The organism is Flavobacterium sp. TC780 (genome assembly GCF_056783245.1).
The window spans coordinates 16,135-34,633 of sequence record NZ_JBXBAV010000139.1 but is presented as its reverse complement, the minus strand read 5'-3'; the positions used below and the strand labels follow the sequence as shown (position 1 = coordinate 34,633).

At 32.5% G+C, this 18,499-nt stretch carries 15 protein-coding genes and 2 pseudogenes; 12 read left to right on the top strand and 5 right to left on the bottom strand.

Translation table 11 applies throughout. The features are described from left to right. From AC1RYN_RS15110 to proC, 4 genes and pseudogenes are all read left to right on the top strand, one after another. A pseudogene (locus AC1RYN_RS15110) lies at window positions 1-272 on the top strand (hypothetical protein); the annotation flags it as partial. Window positions 273-343: 71 nt separating this feature from the next. Further along, window positions 344-1,123, top strand: a complete 780-nt coding sequence (rsmA, locus tag AC1RYN_RS15105; protein ID WP_481807615.1) for a 16S rRNA (adenine(1518)-N(6)/adenine(1519)-N(6))-dimethyltransferase RsmA — start codon at window positions 344-346, stop codon at window positions 1,121-1,123. Continuing rightward, window positions 1,113-2,519, top strand: a complete 1,407-nt coding sequence (gene mgtE, locus AC1RYN_RS15100) for a magnesium transporter (RefSeq protein WP_481807614.1) — start codon at window positions 1,113-1,115, stop codon at window positions 2,517-2,519. Before rsmA ends, mgtE begins: the two co-directional genes overlap by 11 nt. Window positions 2,520-2,632: 113 nt before the next feature. Then, window positions 2,633-3,409 (top strand): pyrroline-5-carboxylate reductase, encoded by a 777-nt coding sequence (gene proC, locus AC1RYN_RS15095; RefSeq protein ID WP_481807613.1) that lies wholly within the window; start codon window positions 2,633-2,635, stop codon window positions 3,407-3,409. A 61-nt stretch (window positions 3,410-3,470) separates the two neighbouring features. On the opposite strand, the gene nhaA is transcribed toward proC, so the two are convergent. Further along, on the bottom strand, window positions 3,471-4,622 hold the full coding sequence (gene nhaA, locus AC1RYN_RS15090) for a Na+/H+ antiporter NhaA (RefSeq protein WP_481807612.1): 1,152 nt from the start codon (window positions 4,620-4,622) through the stop codon (window positions 3,471-3,473). Window positions 4,623-4,791: 169 nt separating this feature from the next. Between nhaA and AC1RYN_RS15085 the strand changes: the two genes are divergently transcribed. The 3 genes from AC1RYN_RS15085 (at window position 4,792) to AC1RYN_RS15075 (ending at window position 6,771) form a co-directional block, all read left to right on the top strand. After that, window positions 4,792-5,736, top strand: coding sequence for a 2-hydroxyacid dehydrogenase (locus AC1RYN_RS15085; protein WP_481807611.1), 945 nt, complete (start codon window positions 4,792-4,794; stop codon window positions 5,734-5,736). Window positions 5,737-5,954: 218 nt separating this feature from the next. Then, a complete protein-coding gene (locus AC1RYN_RS15080; RefSeq protein ID WP_481807610.1) occupies window positions 5,955-6,332 on the top strand; it encodes a DUF4234 domain-containing protein in 378 nt (125 codons plus the stop codon). Next, complete coding sequence (locus tag AC1RYN_RS15075; RefSeq protein WP_481807609.1) at window positions 6,307-6,771, top strand: DUF2752 domain-containing protein; 465 nt, start codon at window positions 6,307-6,309, stop codon at window positions 6,769-6,771. Before AC1RYN_RS15080 ends, AC1RYN_RS15075 begins: the two co-directional genes overlap by 26 nt. Window positions 6,772-6,833: 62 nt before the next feature. Here the strand turns inward: AC1RYN_RS15075 and AC1RYN_RS15070 are convergent, their stop codons facing one another. Then, window positions 6,834-8,636 carry a lysophospholipid acyltransferase family protein gene (locus AC1RYN_RS15070; RefSeq protein ID WP_264286246.1) on the bottom strand — a complete coding sequence of 601 codons (1,803 nt, stop codon included), beginning with the start codon at window positions 8,634-8,636 and terminating at the stop codon, window positions 6,834-6,836. Window positions 8,637-8,753: 117 nt separating this feature from the next. On the opposite strand from AC1RYN_RS15070, the gene AC1RYN_RS15065 reads away from it, so the two are divergent. The 3 genes from AC1RYN_RS15065 to AC1RYN_RS15055 all read left to right on the top strand — a co-directional run bounded on the left by AC1RYN_RS15065 (window position 8,754) and on the right by AC1RYN_RS15055 (window position 11,992). Beyond that, window positions 8,754-9,518 (top strand): exodeoxyribonuclease III, encoded by a 765-nt coding sequence (locus tag AC1RYN_RS15065; RefSeq protein ID WP_481807608.1) that lies wholly within the window; start codon window positions 8,754-8,756, stop codon window positions 9,516-9,518. A 154-nt stretch (window positions 9,519-9,672) separates the two neighbouring features. After that, complete coding sequence (locus AC1RYN_RS15060; protein WP_481807607.1) at window positions 9,673-10,614, top strand: OmpA family protein; 942 nt, start codon at window positions 9,673-9,675, stop codon at window positions 10,612-10,614. A 340-nt stretch (window positions 10,615-10,954) separates the two neighbouring features. Continuing rightward, window positions 10,955-11,992 carry an NADP(H)-dependent aldo-keto reductase gene (locus tag AC1RYN_RS15055; RefSeq protein WP_481807606.1) on the top strand — a complete coding sequence of 346 codons (1,038 nt, stop codon included), beginning with the start codon at window positions 10,955-10,957 and terminating at the stop codon, window positions 11,990-11,992. Window positions 11,993-12,135: 143 nt separating this feature from the next. On the opposite strand, the gene AC1RYN_RS15050 is transcribed toward AC1RYN_RS15055, so the two are convergent. From AC1RYN_RS15050 to AC1RYN_RS15040, 3 genes and pseudogenes are all read right to left on the bottom strand, one after another. Further along, entirely contained in the window at window positions 12,136-13,773 is a 1,638-nt protein-coding gene (locus AC1RYN_RS15050; RefSeq protein WP_481807605.1) for a DUF4139 domain-containing protein, read from the bottom strand. A 69-nt stretch (window positions 13,774-13,842) separates the two neighbouring features. After that, a pseudogene (locus tag AC1RYN_RS15045) lies at window positions 13,843-14,319 on the bottom strand (murein L,D-transpeptidase catalytic domain-containing protein). Between the two features lie 173 nt (window positions 14,320-14,492). Further along, the gene (locus AC1RYN_RS15040) at window positions 14,493-15,653 is read right to left on the bottom strand and encodes a vWA domain-containing protein (protein WP_481807604.1); all 1,161 of its coding nucleotides are present in this window, start codon (window positions 15,651-15,653) and stop codon (window positions 14,493-14,495) included. Window positions 15,654-15,856: 203 nt separating this feature from the next. Between AC1RYN_RS15040 and AC1RYN_RS15035 the strand changes: the two genes are divergently transcribed. Together AC1RYN_RS15035 and AC1RYN_RS15030 are read left to right on the top strand one after the other, a co-directional pair. Then, window positions 15,857-17,671 (top strand): tetratricopeptide repeat-containing sensor histidine kinase, encoded by a 1,815-nt coding sequence (locus tag AC1RYN_RS15035; RefSeq protein WP_481807603.1) that lies wholly within the window; start codon window positions 15,857-15,859, stop codon window positions 17,669-17,671. After that, a complete protein-coding gene (locus AC1RYN_RS15030; RefSeq protein WP_481807602.1) occupies window positions 17,668-18,417 on the top strand; it encodes a LytR/AlgR family response regulator transcription factor in 750 nt (249 codons plus the stop codon). Before AC1RYN_RS15035 ends, AC1RYN_RS15030 begins: the two co-directional genes overlap by 4 nt. The last annotated feature ends 82 nt before the right edge of the window (window positions 18,418-18,499 follow it).

Sequence of the window (18,499 nt, the reverse complement as noted above, 5' to 3'; positions counted from 1 at the left end):
CTGATTTTCCTGAAAATGTAAAAAATCAAGAGCAAAATATATCAGTAAAATTTTCTCCAATTGATTTAGATCTAGAATTAATTACCAAATTTTCGGTAAATAAAACTTTTGATGAAGCTTATAATGACAGTGAGGAAGTAACTGTAAATGATAAAACATTTTTAAGATGGAATGTTTTATCTTTAGAAGATTTGATTACAAGTAAAATTAAAGCCAATAGAGCTAAGGATTTACTAGATATTCAGCAACTTCGGGAAATTAATAAAAAATAGATTATTTGATATTTGAGTGGATTGCTATTTCGAAAAACTCAATAATCTAACAATCTGATAATCTAAAACAAATGGAAAAAGTAAAAGCCAAAAAACATCTCGGACAGCATTTCCTGAAAGATGAAAGCATCGCTAAGGCAATCGCAGATACGTTAAGTTTAAAAGGATATGAAGAGGTACTGGAAATTGGACCAGGAATGGGTGTGCTAACAAAATATTTGTTAGAAAAGCCAATCAATACCTATGTTATCGAAATAGATACTGAATCGGTAACTTATCTAGATGAGAATTATCCAAAATTAAAAGATAAAATTATTTCAAAAGATTTTTTGAAGTATGATATAAATGAAGTTTTCGAAAAGAAACAATTTGCTATAATTGGTAATTTTCCATACAATATTTCTACTCAAATTGTTTTTAAAACATTAGAATATCGTGATCAGATTCCTGAGTTTTCGGGTATGTTTCAAAAAGAGGTAGCGCAACGTATTTGTGAAAAGAAAGGGTCAAAAGCTTATGGAATACTTTCGGTTTTAGCTCAGGCTTTTTATGATACTGAGTACTTGTTTACAGTAGATGAAAATGTATTTATTCCACCTCCCAAAGTAAAATCGGGTGTTATGAAAATGACCCGAAAAGAAGATTACAGTTTGCCTTGTGGCGAAAAGTTATTCTTTACAGTAGTAAAAACAGCTTTTCAACAACGCAGAAAAACGTTACGTAACAGTTTGAAAACATTAAATTTATCAGACAAGTTAAGAGAAGACACTATCTTTGATTTGCGTCCGGAACAACTAAACGTGGAAGAATTTATAGCATTAACTCAGAAAATAGAAGCCGATGGAGTTTAAAATCAGCAAAGGTCTAATACAAGAATTAGAAAATCTCATTCAAAGTAAAAACGACAAGCAATTGGAAGTTTTATTGAATGATATTCACCATGCTGATATTGCCGAAATCCTGGATGAATTGGATTTTGATAAAGCAACGTACATATTTAAAGTATTAGATAGCGAAAAAACCGCCGAGATTCTTCTAGAGTTAGAAGATGATTTGCGTGAGAATATATTAAGTAGACTTTCGCCAAAAGAAATTGCCGAGGAGCTTGACGAATTAGAAACAAATGATGCTGCCAATATTATTGGTGAATTATCGAAAGATAGAAAAGCCGAAGTAATATCTGAGCTTCAGGACGTAGAACATGCCAAGGGTATTGTTGATTTATTACGTTACGATGAGAATACTGCAGGAGGAATCATGCATAAAGAGTTGGTAAAAGTCAATGAAAATTGGAATGTACTTACTTGTGTGAAAGAAATGCGAATTCAGGCAGAAAATATTTCAAGAGTGCATTCTATTTATGTAGTTGATGATGAAGATAGATTAAAAGGGCGTTTGTCGCTTAAGGATTTATTAACTACTTCTACAAGAACTCCTGTTAGCGAGGTCTATATTAAAAAATTACATTACGTAGATGTCGAAACTCCCGATGTAGAGGTTGGGCGTATCATGGAAAAATACGATTTAGAAGCTATTCCTGTTGTAGATGAACTGGGACGCTTGGTAGGCCGCATTACGATTGATGACGTTATCGATGTCATAAGAGATGAGATAGAAAAAAGAGATACAGAGGACATTCAGAAATTTGGGGGTCTAGAGGCGCTTGAGTTACCGTATGTAGAAACGACTCTTTTTGAAATGGTTAAAAAAAGAGCTACCTGGTTGGTTGTTCTGTTTATTGGAGAAATGTTTACAGCTTCGGCAATGGGTTTTTTTGAGGGAGAAATAGAAAAAGCTGTAGTTTTAGCATTATTTGTTCCGTTGATTATTTCTAGTGGTGGTAACTCGGGGTCACAAGCAGCAACGCTTATTATCCGTGCTATGGCATTAAAAGAGCTAACACTAAAAGACTGGTGGTATGTAATGAAAAAAGAAATTGCATCAGGATTTTTATTAGGTTCTATATTAGGAATTGTAGGCTTTGTAAGGATTATGATTTGGCAAAAATCTGGATTTTATGAATATGGAACTCATTGGTTTTTTGTTGCAATGACTGTTTCAATTTCATTATTATTTATAGTATTATGGGGAACACTTTCGGGCTCAATGATACCATTTATGTTAAAAAAACTCAAGCTGGATCCAGCAACTTCATCGGCACCATTTGTAGCTACATTAGTCGATGTAACAGGATTAGTTATTTATTTCACGATTGCATCCATATTATTAAAAGGTAAGTTATTATAAAAATAAAAGCATGATTTAAAATATAATTAACCACTATATTTCATGTTTTAGAGTCTTTTCAGGCCTTAATCTATTAAACCAAAACAACCAAAAAACTATAAATTACAACTAGAATGAAAGTACACATAATAGGAGGAGGAAACCTTGGGGTTTCTATAGCCTTAGGAATTGCAAAATTTTCAAAGAACAATCAAGTTACGATTACCAGAAGAAATACTACTAGTATTTTGTATTTACAAGAATTAGACATTACGGTTTCATCGGATAATAAACACAAGATACAGGAAGCAGATCTTATTATTTTGACTATAAAACCTTATCAGGTTGATACGGTTTTGGCCGAAATTCTACCTGTAATTTCTAACAAAACAATAGCTTCAGCAGTAAGCGGTTTAGCGATAGATGTACTTAAGGATAAAACTAATCATGAGCATTACGTGGTTCGAATTATGCCCAATATTGCAGCACAATTTGGAGAATCGGCTACATGTATTTCATTTAGCGAAAAAGATAAAACACAAGCGTTGCCAGTTATAACTTTATTTGAAGATTTAGGGACAGCACCAATTATTGACGAAAAACTAATGGATGCAGCAACTGTTTTAGGAGCTTGTGGTACAGCGTATGCATTACGATATATTCGTGCTTCGATGCAAGCAGGAATCGAAATTGGATTTGATTCTCAAACAGCATTAGCGATAGCGGCGCAAACGGTAAAAGGAGCTGCAAAAATGTTACTAGAAGAAAAAGTTCATCCAGAACAGTTAATCGATAGAGTGACTACACCACAAGGCTGTACAATCGTTGGTTTGAACGAAATGGAACACAATGGCTTTAGTTCATCGTTAATAAAAGGAATTAAAACTTCTTTAAAACAAATTAAGGGATAGTTTTAAAATAAGACTTATAAAAAAAGGACTTTCAGTTTAAACCGAAAGTCCTTTTTTGTTTTTAAGTATGTTTGACTTTTTTCTTTGAAAGTGAAAATTTTAAGTAGATGAAACCTAATAATCCAGCCATAAAAGAGGCAAGTAAAATAGCTATTTTAGAAAAAGTAATTACTTCAGGTTCATTAAAAGCAAGTAAGGTTATAAAAATAGACATCGTGAATCCAATTCCTCCTAGCATTCCTGCACCTATAACATAAGACCATTTAAGTTCTTTAGGTAATGTACAAATTCCTAATGTAACACCTAAGAAGGCAAATAGAGCTATCCCTAATGGTTTTCCTATTACCAAACCTAGAATGATTCCTAAAGCATTGGGGTGGCTTAATCCTTCATGCCAGTCAGAACTAATGGCAATACAGGTATTGGCTAAAGCAAATAGTGGCAAGATAAAAAATGCAACTGGTTTGTGTAAAAAGTGTTGTAGTTTATAAGAAGAAGTTTTTTTACCTCCATTTCCAAATGGAATTACAAAAGCCAATAAAACACCAGTTATAGTAGCGTGTACTCCAGAATTAAGCATAAAGTACCACATAATAACTCCTCCAATTAGATAAATATAGAGATTGTGAATTTTCATTCGGTTAAAAATAAATAACACACCTAGAACTGCAAAAGCAAGAGCTAGATTTAAAAAAGATATGCTCGTAGTGTAGAATAATGCAATAACTATTATAGCACCTAAATCATCAATCACAGCAAGAGCAGTAAGGAATACTTTAAGAGAAGAGGGAACTTTGTTTCCTAAAAGAGATAAAATTCCAATTGCAAAAGCAATGTCGGTAGCCATAGGGATTCCTGCCCCATTTTGAGTAGCAGTTCCAAAATTTAGCAATAAAAATATTCCAGCAGGAATTAACATTCCGCCCAAAGCACCAAAAATAGGTAATGAGGCATTCTTTATACTAGTTAATTCACCTTGATAGATTTCGCGTTCTAATTCTAATCCTATCAACAAAAAGAAAATAGTCATTAAGCCATCATTGATCCAATGTGTTATTGAATGGTGTCCGATATTGGTTTCCCAAAAAGCAATATATTCGGTTTGAAATATTGAGTTGGCTAGAAAAAGAGAAAGAATCGTTACGAAGAGTAAGATGAGTCCTCCTGATTTTTCACTTTGAAAAAAGGACTTAAATGTTTTTGTTAATTTCATTTTTAGGAATAAGGTTGAAAATGCATTATTTTCAAAGTTAAAAAAATATAACCAATAAAATAGGAAATGTTGGTTTTTAGAAGAGTTTTAGTGTTGGCAATTTAATATAGAAACGATATAACCCATATTTTTTTTGTTACTTTGTTAGTCTAATTTAAGTTATAATTTCATGCCAATTAAAGTTTTACATATCGATAGCAATCATCCAATTCTTTGGAAACAATTACAAGAAGCAGGATTTGAAAATTATGCTGATTTTACTTCAACTAAAGAAGAAATTGAAGCAAAAATTCAGGATTATCAAGGAATTGTAATTAGAAGTCGGTTTAAGATTGATAAACAATTTATAGATAAAGCAACAAATTTAAAATTTATAGCACGAGTTGGAGCAGGACTGGAAAGCATCGATTGCGATTATGCACTTTCTAAAGATATAGAACTCATTGCTGCTCCCGAAGGAAATTGTAATGCAGTTGCTGAGCATACATTAGGAATGATTCTTTCCTTATTTAATAAACTTAATCTTGCTGATAGTGAGATTCGTGCGGGACAATGGAACCGAGAAAGTAATCGTGGTCACGAGCTTGATGGCAAAACGGTAGGAATTATTGGTTACGGAAATATGGGTAAAGCATTTGCAAAAAAATTAAGAGGTTTTGATGTAGAAGTTTTGTGTTATGATATTAAGGATAATGTAGGCGATGAAAATGCCAAACAAGTTTCGTTACAAGAATTTCAAGAGAAAACAGATGTGTTGAGTTTGCATATTCCATGGACACCAGAAACAGACAAAATGGTTGATGCCACATTTATTAATGCATTCAAAAAACCACTATGGATCATTAATACTTCAAGAGGGAAAAATATTGTTACAGCCGATTTGGTAGCTGCAATGCAATCTGGGAAAGTACTTGGGGCAGGTTTGGATGTTTTGGAATATGAAAAGCTATCTTTTGAAACGCTTTTTCAGGATAAAAATACACCAGAAGCTTTTCAGTATCTGTTAGATGGAAGAAAAGTGATTTTAACGCCACATATTGCTGGTTGGACATTTGAGAGCCATGAACGCTTAGCGCAAGTAATTGTGGATAAAATTAAGGCTGTTTGTTTGTAAATAACAGATTAGATGAGTCTTTGAGTAATATTTTTTTTTGAATTTAATAACGAGTTTTTTCTTGTAAATATTCAAATAATAATTAGTTTTGTTTGTTAATTTTTAATAATATTGCTGCTGATTTTTTTGGAAGAATTAATCTAAATAATATTTCTTTTAAAAATCTAGGAGTAACCGAAAATCCAAAGAGTAGGAATTAACAAATTCAAGAATAAAAAATGGAATTAGAAAAAACATCAAATAACTTTAATGGCCCAATCCCTGTATTTAAAGTTGATCCAATTATGGTATTGCTTTTTGGAATTTTAACTTGTGGATTGTATTTAATTTATTGGAATATAAAAGTAGCAGAGGTTTTTAATGCTGTTTCTGAGAAAGAGGTTATATCACAACCTGTTGCGATTTTTGCAGGATGTTGTATGCCAGTTAATATTTATTTTTATTATCTAGCAGGAAAAGATGCATTACCTAAGGTTTATGAAAAAACAGGAGAACTTCAAAAAGACCAATCGACATTATTAATTCTTTTAGGGTTGTTTTTCCCTATTGCAGCAGCAATGATTGTACAAGGTGATATCAACAGACTATACAAATAATATCAGAACAAAACGTAAAATTTACGGAATTATCGGTGCTTTAATTACACTGATAGTTCCGTTTTTTTTAATGCTTAATAATCATAATGATCATTTAGAGACGGATCAGTCATTTTGTCCTTTTAAAATGCTTATTGGTTTTCCTTGTCCTGGATGCGGAATTACTAAGTCATTAGTTTATTTTTATCAAGGAGATTTATATAAGTCAATTAGTTACCATATTTTAGGGCCATTTGTAATTGCTTTTTGTTGGGTAACTATTATTGTATTAGTAACAGAGTTAATTACTAAAAAAGAATATTTCACGGGACTTTTATACAATAGGAAATTAGCATATAGAATGGCTGCTTTACTAGCAGTTTATCATTTTGTAAGAATTATATTTTTTATAAAAAACAACTCCTTTGATGATATATTGCATCAATCAATTTGGTTTTAAAACATAAAAAAAATCCCGTTTCATAATTTGAAACGGGATTTTTGTTTTTATATATTGAGAAATTAATCGTCTTTCTCAGCAAGTTTTCTTTCTAATTCTATCTGGAATTCTTCGATAACTGGTTTCATAGTACTCTCTGGAATGTCGGCAATACGAATGTACATTAAACCGTCGATAGCATTGTTAAATAAAGGATCAACATTAAAAGCTACAACTCGTGCATTTTGCTTGATGTATTTTTTAATTAGAACAGGCAAACGTAAGTTTCCTGGTTCTAATTCATCGATAATTTTATCAAACTTATTAAGATCTGACTCAGCTTCATCAAAAATAAAGTCTTTATCAGCATCTTTTAGTTTTACCTTATATGCTTTTTTAGGATGAATATATTGAGCGATATATGGATCATAATAATTTGACTTCATAAACTCAATCATTAACGATTTAGAGAAATCAGAGAATTGATTGCTTATACTTACACCACCAAGTAAATATTTGTGCTCTGGGTAACGCAATGTTGTATGAATGATTCCTTTCCATAATAAGAAAAGAGGCATTGGTTTTTGTTGGTATTCTTTGATGATAAATGCACGCCCCATTTCGATAGATTTATGCATCATATCATGAAGTTCAGGCTCAAATCTAAAAAGGTCATTTAGGTAAAAACCATCCATTCCGTATTTAGGGTAAATCTCAGAACCTAGTCCCATGCGGTAAGCTCCAGATATTTTTTTGGCATCATCATCCCATAAAAACATATGGTGGTAATATTGATCATATTTGTCAATATCGATAGGCTCATTTGTTCCTTCACCAACTTCACGGAAAGTGATCTCACGTAAGCGACCAATTTCATGTAGTATATTAGGAATGTTTTTGGCAGAAGCAAAAAACACTTCGTAATTTTTACTTTGTAATAATCTGCAATCAGTGCTTCTTAAAGCTTCAACTTCTGCATTTATCTTGTTCTCATTTGCAGGAGTAACAATTTCCTTAGGGCTTCTAGGAATTTTTAAGTTAGCAGTATCTAGCAATTTATGTTCCTTTTCAAAAGGATTTGCTAGCATATATGTTTTCTTTCTTAAAAACTCAGAGTATTCTTCAAAAGATTCAATTTCGTTTTGTTCGTTAACCGAAATAGGCTTCCCAACACGCACCTTAATTACACGATCTTTTTGAGTAAGCAATTCCGAAGGTAATTTTGCAGTGCGTAAAGTGTCATCTATTTTAGATAGCCAATAGAATAATTTACTGTTTTTAGCATGAAAATAAATAGGAACAACTGGAACTTTGGCTTTTCGGATTAATTTAATCGCACCTTCTTCCCAAGGTTTATCTACTACTAGTTTTCCATCTTTATAAGTAGAAACTTCACCTGCAGGAAAAATACCCAAAGGTTTTCCATCACTTAAATGACGGAATGTTTCCTTAATTCCGACCACGCTAGATTTAGCATCCTTATGATTTTCAAAAGGATTTACAGGCATGATATATTTTTTAAGAGGAACAATACGATGCAATAGGAAATTGGCAATGATTTTAAAATTAGGCTCTCTTTCAAGCATTAATTTTAGCAATAAAATACCATCAATACCACCTAGTGGATGATTTGAAATAGTAATATAAGCACCATCTTTAGGTAATCGTTTTAAATCTTCTTCAGGAATTTCAAATTTGATTTGTAAATCATCCAAAACCCCATTCAAGAAAGCAACATCTTCTAGATGTTTATTTCTATCGTAAACCTTATTCAAGGTAGATATCTTTAGCACCTTCATAAGGACCCAGCCAGAGAAAGTACCTAGAACCCCATACTTGTCAACATTTATTGCCTTGGCAACTTCTTTCGCGGTAACTAAACCCATGTACAATTTGTTTTTTAGAGCAGGAAACAAAGATAACAAAAAACTCTACTTTTCCTTATTTCTTATCCAAACTTTCCGCTTTTTTATTACATTTGAAATACATAAAACAAAATTGTAATGAAAATTATTTCTTATAACGTAAACGGAATTCGTGCTGCAATTTCAAAAGGATTTATCGATTGGTTGCAACATGCAAACCCGGATGTTATTTGTCTTCAGGAGATTAAAGCTACAGAAGATCAGATTCCTGTAGAGGATATTACCAAAGCAGGTTACCCATATCAGTATTATTATCCAGCTACAAAAAAGGGATATAGTGGTGTAGCGATTCTTTCAAAAATAAAACCGAATAACGTAGTCTACGGAACTGGAATTCAACACATGGATTTTGAGGGAAGAAACCTTCGAGCAGACTTTGATAGTTTTTCGGTAATGAGTTTATATCTTCCATCGGGAACTAATATTCAGCGATTGGATCATAAATTTATGTTCATGGATGACTTTCAGACTTATATCAATGAGCTTAAAAAAACAACACCTAATCTTATCATTTGTGGAGACTATAATATTTGCCACGAAGCAATAGATATTCATGATCCAGTTCGTAATAAAACCGTTTCAGGATTTTTACCAGCCGAACGCTCTTGGTTAGATGGATTCATGAAAACTGGATTTATAGATAGTTTTCGCCATTTTAACAAAGAACCGCACAATTATTCTTGGTGGAGTTACCGAGCTGGAGCAAGAGGAAACAACAAAGGATGGAGAATTGATTATAATTTAGTTAGTGACACTTTGCAGCACAAACTAAAACGCGCTGTTATATTACCTGATGCAGTGCATTCAGATCATTGCCCAGTTTTAGTAGAAATTGAAGATTAATGGTATCATTATTGTTAGTTACATACGGTTTTTAAGCTTATATTGCCATTCTGGGTAAGATTTAGTTAGTCAGTTTGTTTTGCTTGCGCCCTGCTTTGTACTAATAATTAGAAAAGAATTAAGAATATCTCAAATAATAAACACCACAATAAAAATGATTAAAAAAGTCTCAATCGGATTATTGATATTAGCGCTTACAACATCGTGTGTATCCAAAAAAATATACAATGACTTAGAAACTAAATTTGCCGATTTAAAAAAAGAAAACCGTTCAATCTCTGATGAAAATGCTGAATTGCTTAAAGCAAAAAATCAATTAGAGTTAGATCGTGACGGATTAAATAAAAACCTTAGTGCAACCAAAGCAGAATTAGAAAAACAAAAAGCGGATTATGCTGCTGCACAAAATAAATTAAAAGTTTTGCAAGACTCCTATAATGCACTAGAGAAAAATAGTGACGAAGCCTTAAAAAACAATATGAATAAGAACCGTGAGTTGCTAGAGCAATTAGAAGCTAAAGGAAAAGCATTGGCTGCAGAACAAGCACGTTTAGATAAAACAGCAAAACGATTAGACGAACTTGAAGCTATGATAGCTGCTAAAGAAGCTGCTATGAAAAAGCTAAAAGAAACGCTTTCGAAAGCATTAAATGGTTTTGAAGGTAAAGGATTAACTGTAGAGCAAAAGAACGGGAAGGTATATGTTTCTATGGAAAACAAATTACTTTTTAATTCAGGAAGCTGGTCAGTAGGTACCGAAGGTAAAAAAGCGGTTGTAGAACTTGGAAAAGTATTAGGAGATAATCCAGATCTTTCGGTACTTATAGAAGGACATACTGATGATGATCCATATATAGGTTCAGGAGTGATTACAAATAACTGGGATTTATCAACTAAAAGAGCGACTGCAATTGTAGCTATTTTGAGTGAAAACAGTAAAATAAACAAACAAAAATTAACGGCAGCAGGTCGTGGAGAATTCTCTCCATTGGCAAGCAATGCAACTCCTGAAGGAAAAGCTAAAAACCGTAGAATCGAAATCATCTTAACGCCAAGATTAGATGAAATCGCAGATATGTTGAATAGCATTAATTAAGTAGCTAAGGGGGACTGAGGTTCTAAGGTGCAAAGAGACAAAGGTTCAGGGTTTATACTCTGGACCTTTTTGTTTATGGCCTTTTCTATAAGATATTTTTCCTGATGTTATAAATTGACAAGTTTACAGTAATTAGAATATAGTTTAAACAGCTTTGAAAAACCATTTAGTCTGTGGCAAGAAATAAAATAAGCTTTCTTCTGAGCAAATCTATAACATAAAAAGGTTTAGAGTTTTTTAACTTTGAACCTTTTTCTTTTGAAATTTTGCTTTGTACCTTTGAGCCTTATTCGTAAAAGCTACAATCTTAGCAATGCAACACCATAGAAACTAAAGAAAAATGAAATACACTACAATTCCCAATACAGATATTAAAGTAAGTAAAATAAACCTTGGTACGATGACTTTTGGTCAACAAAACACCGAAGCCGAAGGACATGCTCAAATGGATTATGCGCTTGAACGAGGCGTTAATTTTTTTGATACTGCCGAGATGTATTCTATTCCTGCAAGTAAGGAAACTTACGGAAGCACAGAGAAAATTATAGGAACCTGGTTTAAAAAATCAGGAAAAAGAGAAGAGGTTGTTTTGGCAACAAAAATTGCCGGACCAAATGATAATTTTGGTTATATGCGTGAGAAAATAGATTTTTCGCCAGCAAGTTTAAAATATGCTCTAGACAATAGTTTACAAAGGTTACAAACCGATTATGTAGATATATACCAATTGCATTGGCCTGAACGTAAGACCAATTGTTTTGGACAACGCGGACTTAAAATCCAAGATGATGCCTGGGAAGATAATATCCACGAAGTTTTACAAACGATGGAAGGTTTTATAAAAGAAGGGAAGATCAAACACGTAGGACTTTCTAATGAAAACCCTTGGGGGATTATGCGCTTCCTGGAAGAAAATAAATACAATAATTTGCCTCGTATCAAAACAATTCAAAATCCGTATTCTCTACTAAATCGTCTTTTTGAGAATGCATCTGTTGAGGTTTGCATGCGTGAAAATGTAGGTTTGTTGGCATATTCACCAATGGCATTTGGAGTATTATCAGGTAAATTTTTATCTGGAGAAAAACATCCAAAATCAAGACTTAATTTGTTTCCACAATATACAAGATATAGCAGTGAGCAAAGTACCAAAGCAGCACGTATGTATCAGGAAATTGCTAATAAACATGGTTTAAATTTTGCACAAATGTCATTGGCATTTGTTAATCAGCAACCATTTGTAACGAGTACTATTATCGGAGCAACTACAATGGAACAATTAAAAGAGAATATAGATTCTATTAATATCACGTTATCAGACGAAGTTATTGCCGATATCAATGCGGTTCACGCTGTAATTCCAGATCCGGCACCGTAATTTAGTTTCAGTTTTGCAGTCCCAATTTACAGTTTTAGTAGTTGTAAGCATTGTGAACTTTACGATTAATTTTCTATCACAGATTATAAAAAACAAATCCCGATACATTTAAACACGTATCGGGATTTGTTTTTAAAAGGTTTTTATAAATTTAATATCTGATCTTTTGGATATCTTACTTTATAACTAATTCTGAATTTCTTGATCTCATTAGGCTTCATTTGTAACTGCCAAGTCAAGATTCCAGTTTCTGTATTTACTTTAGCGCTATCACTTTGTAATAATTCAATTTCAATTTCTTTATTGGTACTCAAAGGATATTGGTCTTTTAGCAAAAGTTCAACAGCTTCTTTTTTGTTGTTTCTTACAGTGATATCATAGGTAAAAGTTTGTTCTTTTTTAGTTGATAAAAACTTAGTTCCCGATTTGTCGGCTACTTTTTCACGTTTAATAGATACTTTTTTGTCACGTCCCATGCTCAAGTTTAATGTATCACTAGTTTGATTTGGCTCGATAAAAGTTTTCCCTACATACATACCTTCAAAGATAATATTGGCTTCACCTCTCAATAAATTGTATTTGCTATAATCGGCAATTTCAGCAAGAAGGAAAGCTTCGTTTTCTACTCTTGGAGCCGCATAATATTTATATGATGCAGGCAATTTTATTTCTTTAAGAGATACACTATGCACTTTTCCGTTAGATAAAATGTCATAAGGAATATCAATATCAAAAGAAACATTAAGCTGGTTTTCTTCTACAGTAGTGTAGTTTGAAACAGATGATTTTGCCATTTTTTTTGTTACTGGAGCTGTGATAACAACTTCTTGTAATGTATTATCCTCAGCAACTCTTCCTTGCAGCTGATTCATTACACTTTTTTGTTGGTAACCATATGCCGCTTGACTATTATTATTTCTCAAAAACCAAGAACTCAATATCGGCGCTTGATTATTTTGGTTAGGATACCCACTAGACAAAGTAAGTTTTACTTTTTTCCAATCGATGCCCGTATTTTGAATCACTTGAGCTTTATACATCATATTAATAGGAGAGGTAACACTTTCGGCACGTAAGTCATAAAAGGGAGTCCATGTGGCGTTATTTGTTAAGTACGAAATGTCTAATGGTACAGCCCCTGCAACTTCATTCATAACCTGAACAATTAGTTTTCCCGATGAGGTTTTTTCTTCTTTGCTAGTATCAACTTCAAGTTTGTTATTTAGTTTTTGAAGTGTTTCATTAAGCTTTTGTTGTTTCTCAGAAAGGGTATTAATAGTATTGGCAATTTCTAGTTGTTTTGTTTTATAATATTCTACCATTTTCATTAATTCAGTTACATTTAAACCTGAATTCACACCCGAAATTTGCTGGTTTTTATCTAAAAGCTGAATTGTTTTTGTTTCAGAATTAATAGTATTGTTGACTTTTTGGAGTTCTTTCTGAACCAAAACGATACTGTCTCGTACTCTTTTTAATGCTGGAGATTTAGTGTCTACTTCATATTCTGAAATATAATTATTAGTAAACTGAACCGAAAGAACGGTTACTGTCGATGGAGTTCCTATTTGAATCGAACTTTCGTTCAAGTCTACAGCTACATTTTTTATTACAATTTCGCTTGTTCCTAACGGAAGAGTGGCGCTTGCAGTTTGCGAAATTTCGGCAGCATTAAAATATACTGTTGCAGCTTTTACTTTTGCTGTTGTAAAGATTGGTTTTTGTGCAAACGCAATTGTACCAATCAATAATAAAGCGGATGTTACTATTTTTTTTATCATGAGATTATAATTTTAAAATATTTATTTAGTCTAATATGGATTACAAATAACGAAAATTTGAATGGGTTTTTAGCGATAGATAACAAGAATGATTTTCTTTTTAGAGCTGTCAATTATTTTTTCAATTACACTATAAAATTTTTCATTAACCATTGGGCATCCCTGACTGTTGCAAATAGGATTTTTTTGTTCCTCAAATGGGATATCCCAATATTTATGTAAAACGATATTTCGATCAAAGGCATTATTTGGATTTGTCTAAGCCATATAATTTGTAGGCTTTGCCAAAAGTGCCTTCATACGAATACCCAATCGAGTATTTTCCTAACGAGGTGAGAAAGCGAATTCTTTACGTTGCTAAATTTTACGTTTTCCTGGAATTCCAGTTTCAGAACCCGAACCATGACCTACTAAACCCTGATCAAGTAGCTTGTTATTTTTTAAATCATATATAAAAAACCGTTTCTTGCCAGATGCAATTCCCATATCGATAAAAAAGCCAACTCCAGTATTGTATTTTGAAGATGTATTTACAAACTTTTTAATCTCGTTTATTTGAGCTTGCCAGTTTCTCTTCTGTTGAAGATTTTGAACTAGATAATTGAGGGTTTTCTTCTTTATGTATGACTTTGAAAGCTAACGCAAAAGACTCCTATAAAAATCGAAAAGAAGATGCTATTTTTTCATGTTTTTAAATAATTGATTTTTCACTATGGGATTTATTTTTCAACCGTATATCCTTTAACTTTTGCAAAAGCAATTATTGATGTGTTTATCGTATTGCCCAAGTCATCTTGTTTTTTTGTTTTTTTTGCTTCAGTATCGATATATTGCTGACGTTTTTTGGCAAGTTCGCCAATTTCCTTTTGAATATTTTCTCTTTCTTTCGTTTTTTGTGCAACAATTACCTTTAATTCGGCAGTAGATTTATTACGGAGTTCTGTTGGTAATTCTTCTTTTTTTATTTTCGAAATAGCCGTAGCATCATCTTTTACTTTATCGACTAAGTCCCAACTGTCGTTTTTATAAACGGCTTTTGATTTACTCACAGCACGTTCGGCATAATTTGATGCAGAAACTTTCTGAGCGTTTTTATCTTGCATTTCCTGATTCATCTTTTTCTCAGAACCCTTTGAGCCATAGCTTATGTACGTTTTGTTGATTTTTTCGTTACATTTTGTAATTTCAACATCATATGGAGTTACTATATAACGTACTGTTTGATTAGAATCGATATTAAAATATTTACCTTTTCCATAATGGGCACCATCTTTCCATAGTTCATTTATGCCTTGAGTTTTATCTCCACAATAAATAGTATTTACATAAATGTCATTCTTTAAAGCATTACTAATAGCTTCCTTATAATTAATTTCACCTTGGTTAAATTCTTCGTTTCCTGCAATATAAATTAGCTTCATATTGTGGTTGTCCTTTGCCCATTTTAATTGTTTGGTTGCGTCCTGAATCACAGCTCCACAATATTCGTTACCACCATTAGTGCTTAGAGAGAATAGTTTTTCCGAAATCAAATCTAAATCTGTCGAAAGTGGCGCTATTTGTCGAATATAATCAGATTGTTTAGATAAGCCGTCATTGCCATATTCGTACAAAGCAATTTCTATATCGGGTGCTTTCCCGTTATATTTTAAAGTCGTTAAAGTATTTACAATATTCCATAGCCTGGATTTTGCCTGATCAATTAATCCATCCATACTACTAGAGGTGTCTAATAATAATGCAACTTGTATTTTGGTTTTTTCCGCTGTTATCGGTTTTTCAATTTTAGTATTCTTTTTAAGATTTGCATTACTATGATTGCTATTTGCAAAAGAAAATACAGTTGCTAAAAGCGCTGAGATAAGGATTGATGTTTTCATGATTTCCTATGTTTTAGATTGTGATTATAGACCAAACTTATAAACTTAAAGAGTTCGTTTTTTGCAGAAATGGTGAAACGGTATTTTGACTTGGTGAAACGAGTTGTAAACAGAATATAAAATACTTTACTTTACAGTATTGAATTTAAAGGTTCTGAGCCGTCTATAAATTAAGGTGCAGAGAATTAAAAAGGATGAAATATATGAGACGTTTATTAGCTGTTTTTTCTTTATTTCTAATGTTGTTACTTCCTGTTGGAGTAACAGCACGGGATTCTCTTGCTAAGAAAAAAGCAATGCCAGTTTCCAAAATGAGCAAAGTATCCAAAGAGTTACAAAAATCGTTGGATGTGAATGACGAGGCACAAATAGGCCAGAATTATGAACGATTGGCTAATGAATTCCTTAGTAAAGGAGATAATGCAAAAGCGGAAGAATATTATAAAAAAGCATTAACCAGTTATACCAAACAAAACCTTGCTGAAGATAAAATACGAGTAACAAGAAGTATTGCCAAAGTACAAGAGAATCAGAAAAAGTTTGTATCGGCAATTAAAAATTATGAAGCCGCAGGAGCTATTGCAGCAGATAAAAATGAAGAAAAAATAAATCAGAATGATGCTAATCGTCTGCGAACACAAGCAAGCCCTGTTACACAAGCAGGATATGTGAATTCGAATATTGAGTTGCTTAAAAAAGATAATAAAATTGATGAGGTTGCAGCAGCTTATGTTCAAAAAGCACAGAATTCTTTGCAACAAAAGGATAAAGCGGTAGCAATCGAGAGTTATACTAAGGCGCTCGCTTACGCAAAAGATAAACCAGAAGAGGTTATTAAAATCAAAAACGAAATTGCCAAAGTATATGCTTCTGATAATCAGTTTGAGAAAGCGATTGGTATCAACGAAAGACTTTTGGCTGAAGCCAAAAAGAAGCAAGATTATACTACCCAAATAAAGCAATTACAATCCTTAGCAAAGCTTTATTTTAAAAAAGAAGAACCTAAAAAAGCAGTTGTATCACTTAAGGAAGCGTATGACCTAGCATCTAAAAATGGAAATTCTACGGAAGCTAAAAAGAGTTTGTCTGCTTTAATTCAGTATTACAAAACCAAAGGAGATGACAAAGAAAGTATTGCCTTATATGAGCAGTTCTTTGCCAATTTTGATAAGTTAATTAAATCCGACACAACGCTTATCGATGCCAAAACATTTCAGGTAACCGAAGATAAAATTCGTCAGTTAGAAAAAGAAAAGACATTGAAGGACGAATTGATTACAAAGAAAAACACGTTTAATTACTTTCTTCTAGGGTCAATAGTACTGCTGTCATTGTTGTTCTTGTTTATTGTGAAAGCATTATATTCGATAAAAACCAAAAACAAAGAAATTGCTTTACAGTCTTTGCGAAGAGAAATGAATCCGCATTTTATCTTTAACAGTTTGAATAGTGTGAATCAATTTATTTCAGAAAATAAAGAATTGGAAGCCAATAAATACTTGACTTCTTATTCTAACTTAATGCGAAATATGATGGAGAATTCTAATAAGGATTTCATCATATTAGATAAAGAAATTGAACAACTCAAAAAATATTTAGATTTAGAACATCTGAGGTTTCAGGATAAATTCGATTTTAAAATTAGTGTTGATGATGCTTTAGATACAGAAACAGTTCTAATTCCTAATATGATTATTCAGCCACATCTGGAAAATGCCATTTGGCATGGATTGCGTTATTTGGATAAGAAAGGATTTCTGTCTCTTAATTTTGAGTTTGAAGCAGAGAAAGTTGTAGTGATTATAGAAGACAATGGGATTGGTTTAGCCAAAAGCCGTGAACTTAAAACAAATAACCAAAAAGCACATGAATCCAGAGGATTAAGTAATACCAAGGAACGAATAGGTTTGCTGAACGAATTGTATAAAAAGAATATTTCTTTTGAAATTACCGAAAAAGGAATGCCCCAGACAGGTACTATTGTTCGAATTGTTTTTCCATTAATAGATAAAATATGATGACTTTTCAAAAGATAAGAAGTGTAATCGTCGAAGATGAGCTTGCGGCTCGAGAAGTACTCAAAAATTATTTGAGTAAATATTGTCCGCAGGTAGAAGTTATTGGCGAAGCACAGAACATAAAAGAAGCTGTTCCGTTATTGCATGAGGTGCAGCCGCAATTAGTTTTTTTGGATGTTGAAATGCCTTTCGGAAATGCTTTTGATGTCTTGGAGGCCTGCAAGGATTTACATTTTGAAACTATTTTTGTTACCGCTTTTTCCGAATATTCATTAAAAGCATTAAACCAAAGTGCCGCTTATTATTTGCTAAAACCAATAAGTATCGAAGAGTTGATTGTTGCAGTAAACAAAGTACAGCATCAGATTATGAACCATGAGATTTTTAACAGAAACAAAATTATTGTTGAAAATTTCCATGAAACAAAACCAGAGAAACAACAAGTTATCTTGCCAACGTTAGAAGGATTTGAAGTGGTGAAGATGGAAAAAATTGTTCGCTTAAAAGGGAATGGAAATTTTACTGATTTATATTTGAATGACGGAAGTAAAAAAATGGTTTGTCGGTTCTTAAAACACTTTTCAGAAATTTTGCCTTTTCCATTTATACGAGTTCATAAATCGCATATCATCAATATGAATTGTGTAACATCCTATAACAAAGGAGGAATTATAATGCTAAACGATGGGGCTGAGATCGAAGTTTCTCCTACTTACAAAGAAGATTTCTTAAAGAATTTTAAGTAAGTGCAATGTAATTTGCTAAATAAATCTCTAGCAAAGACGTAAAACCGCAAAGAAATCATATCTCAATCTAGCGACTTGGTGT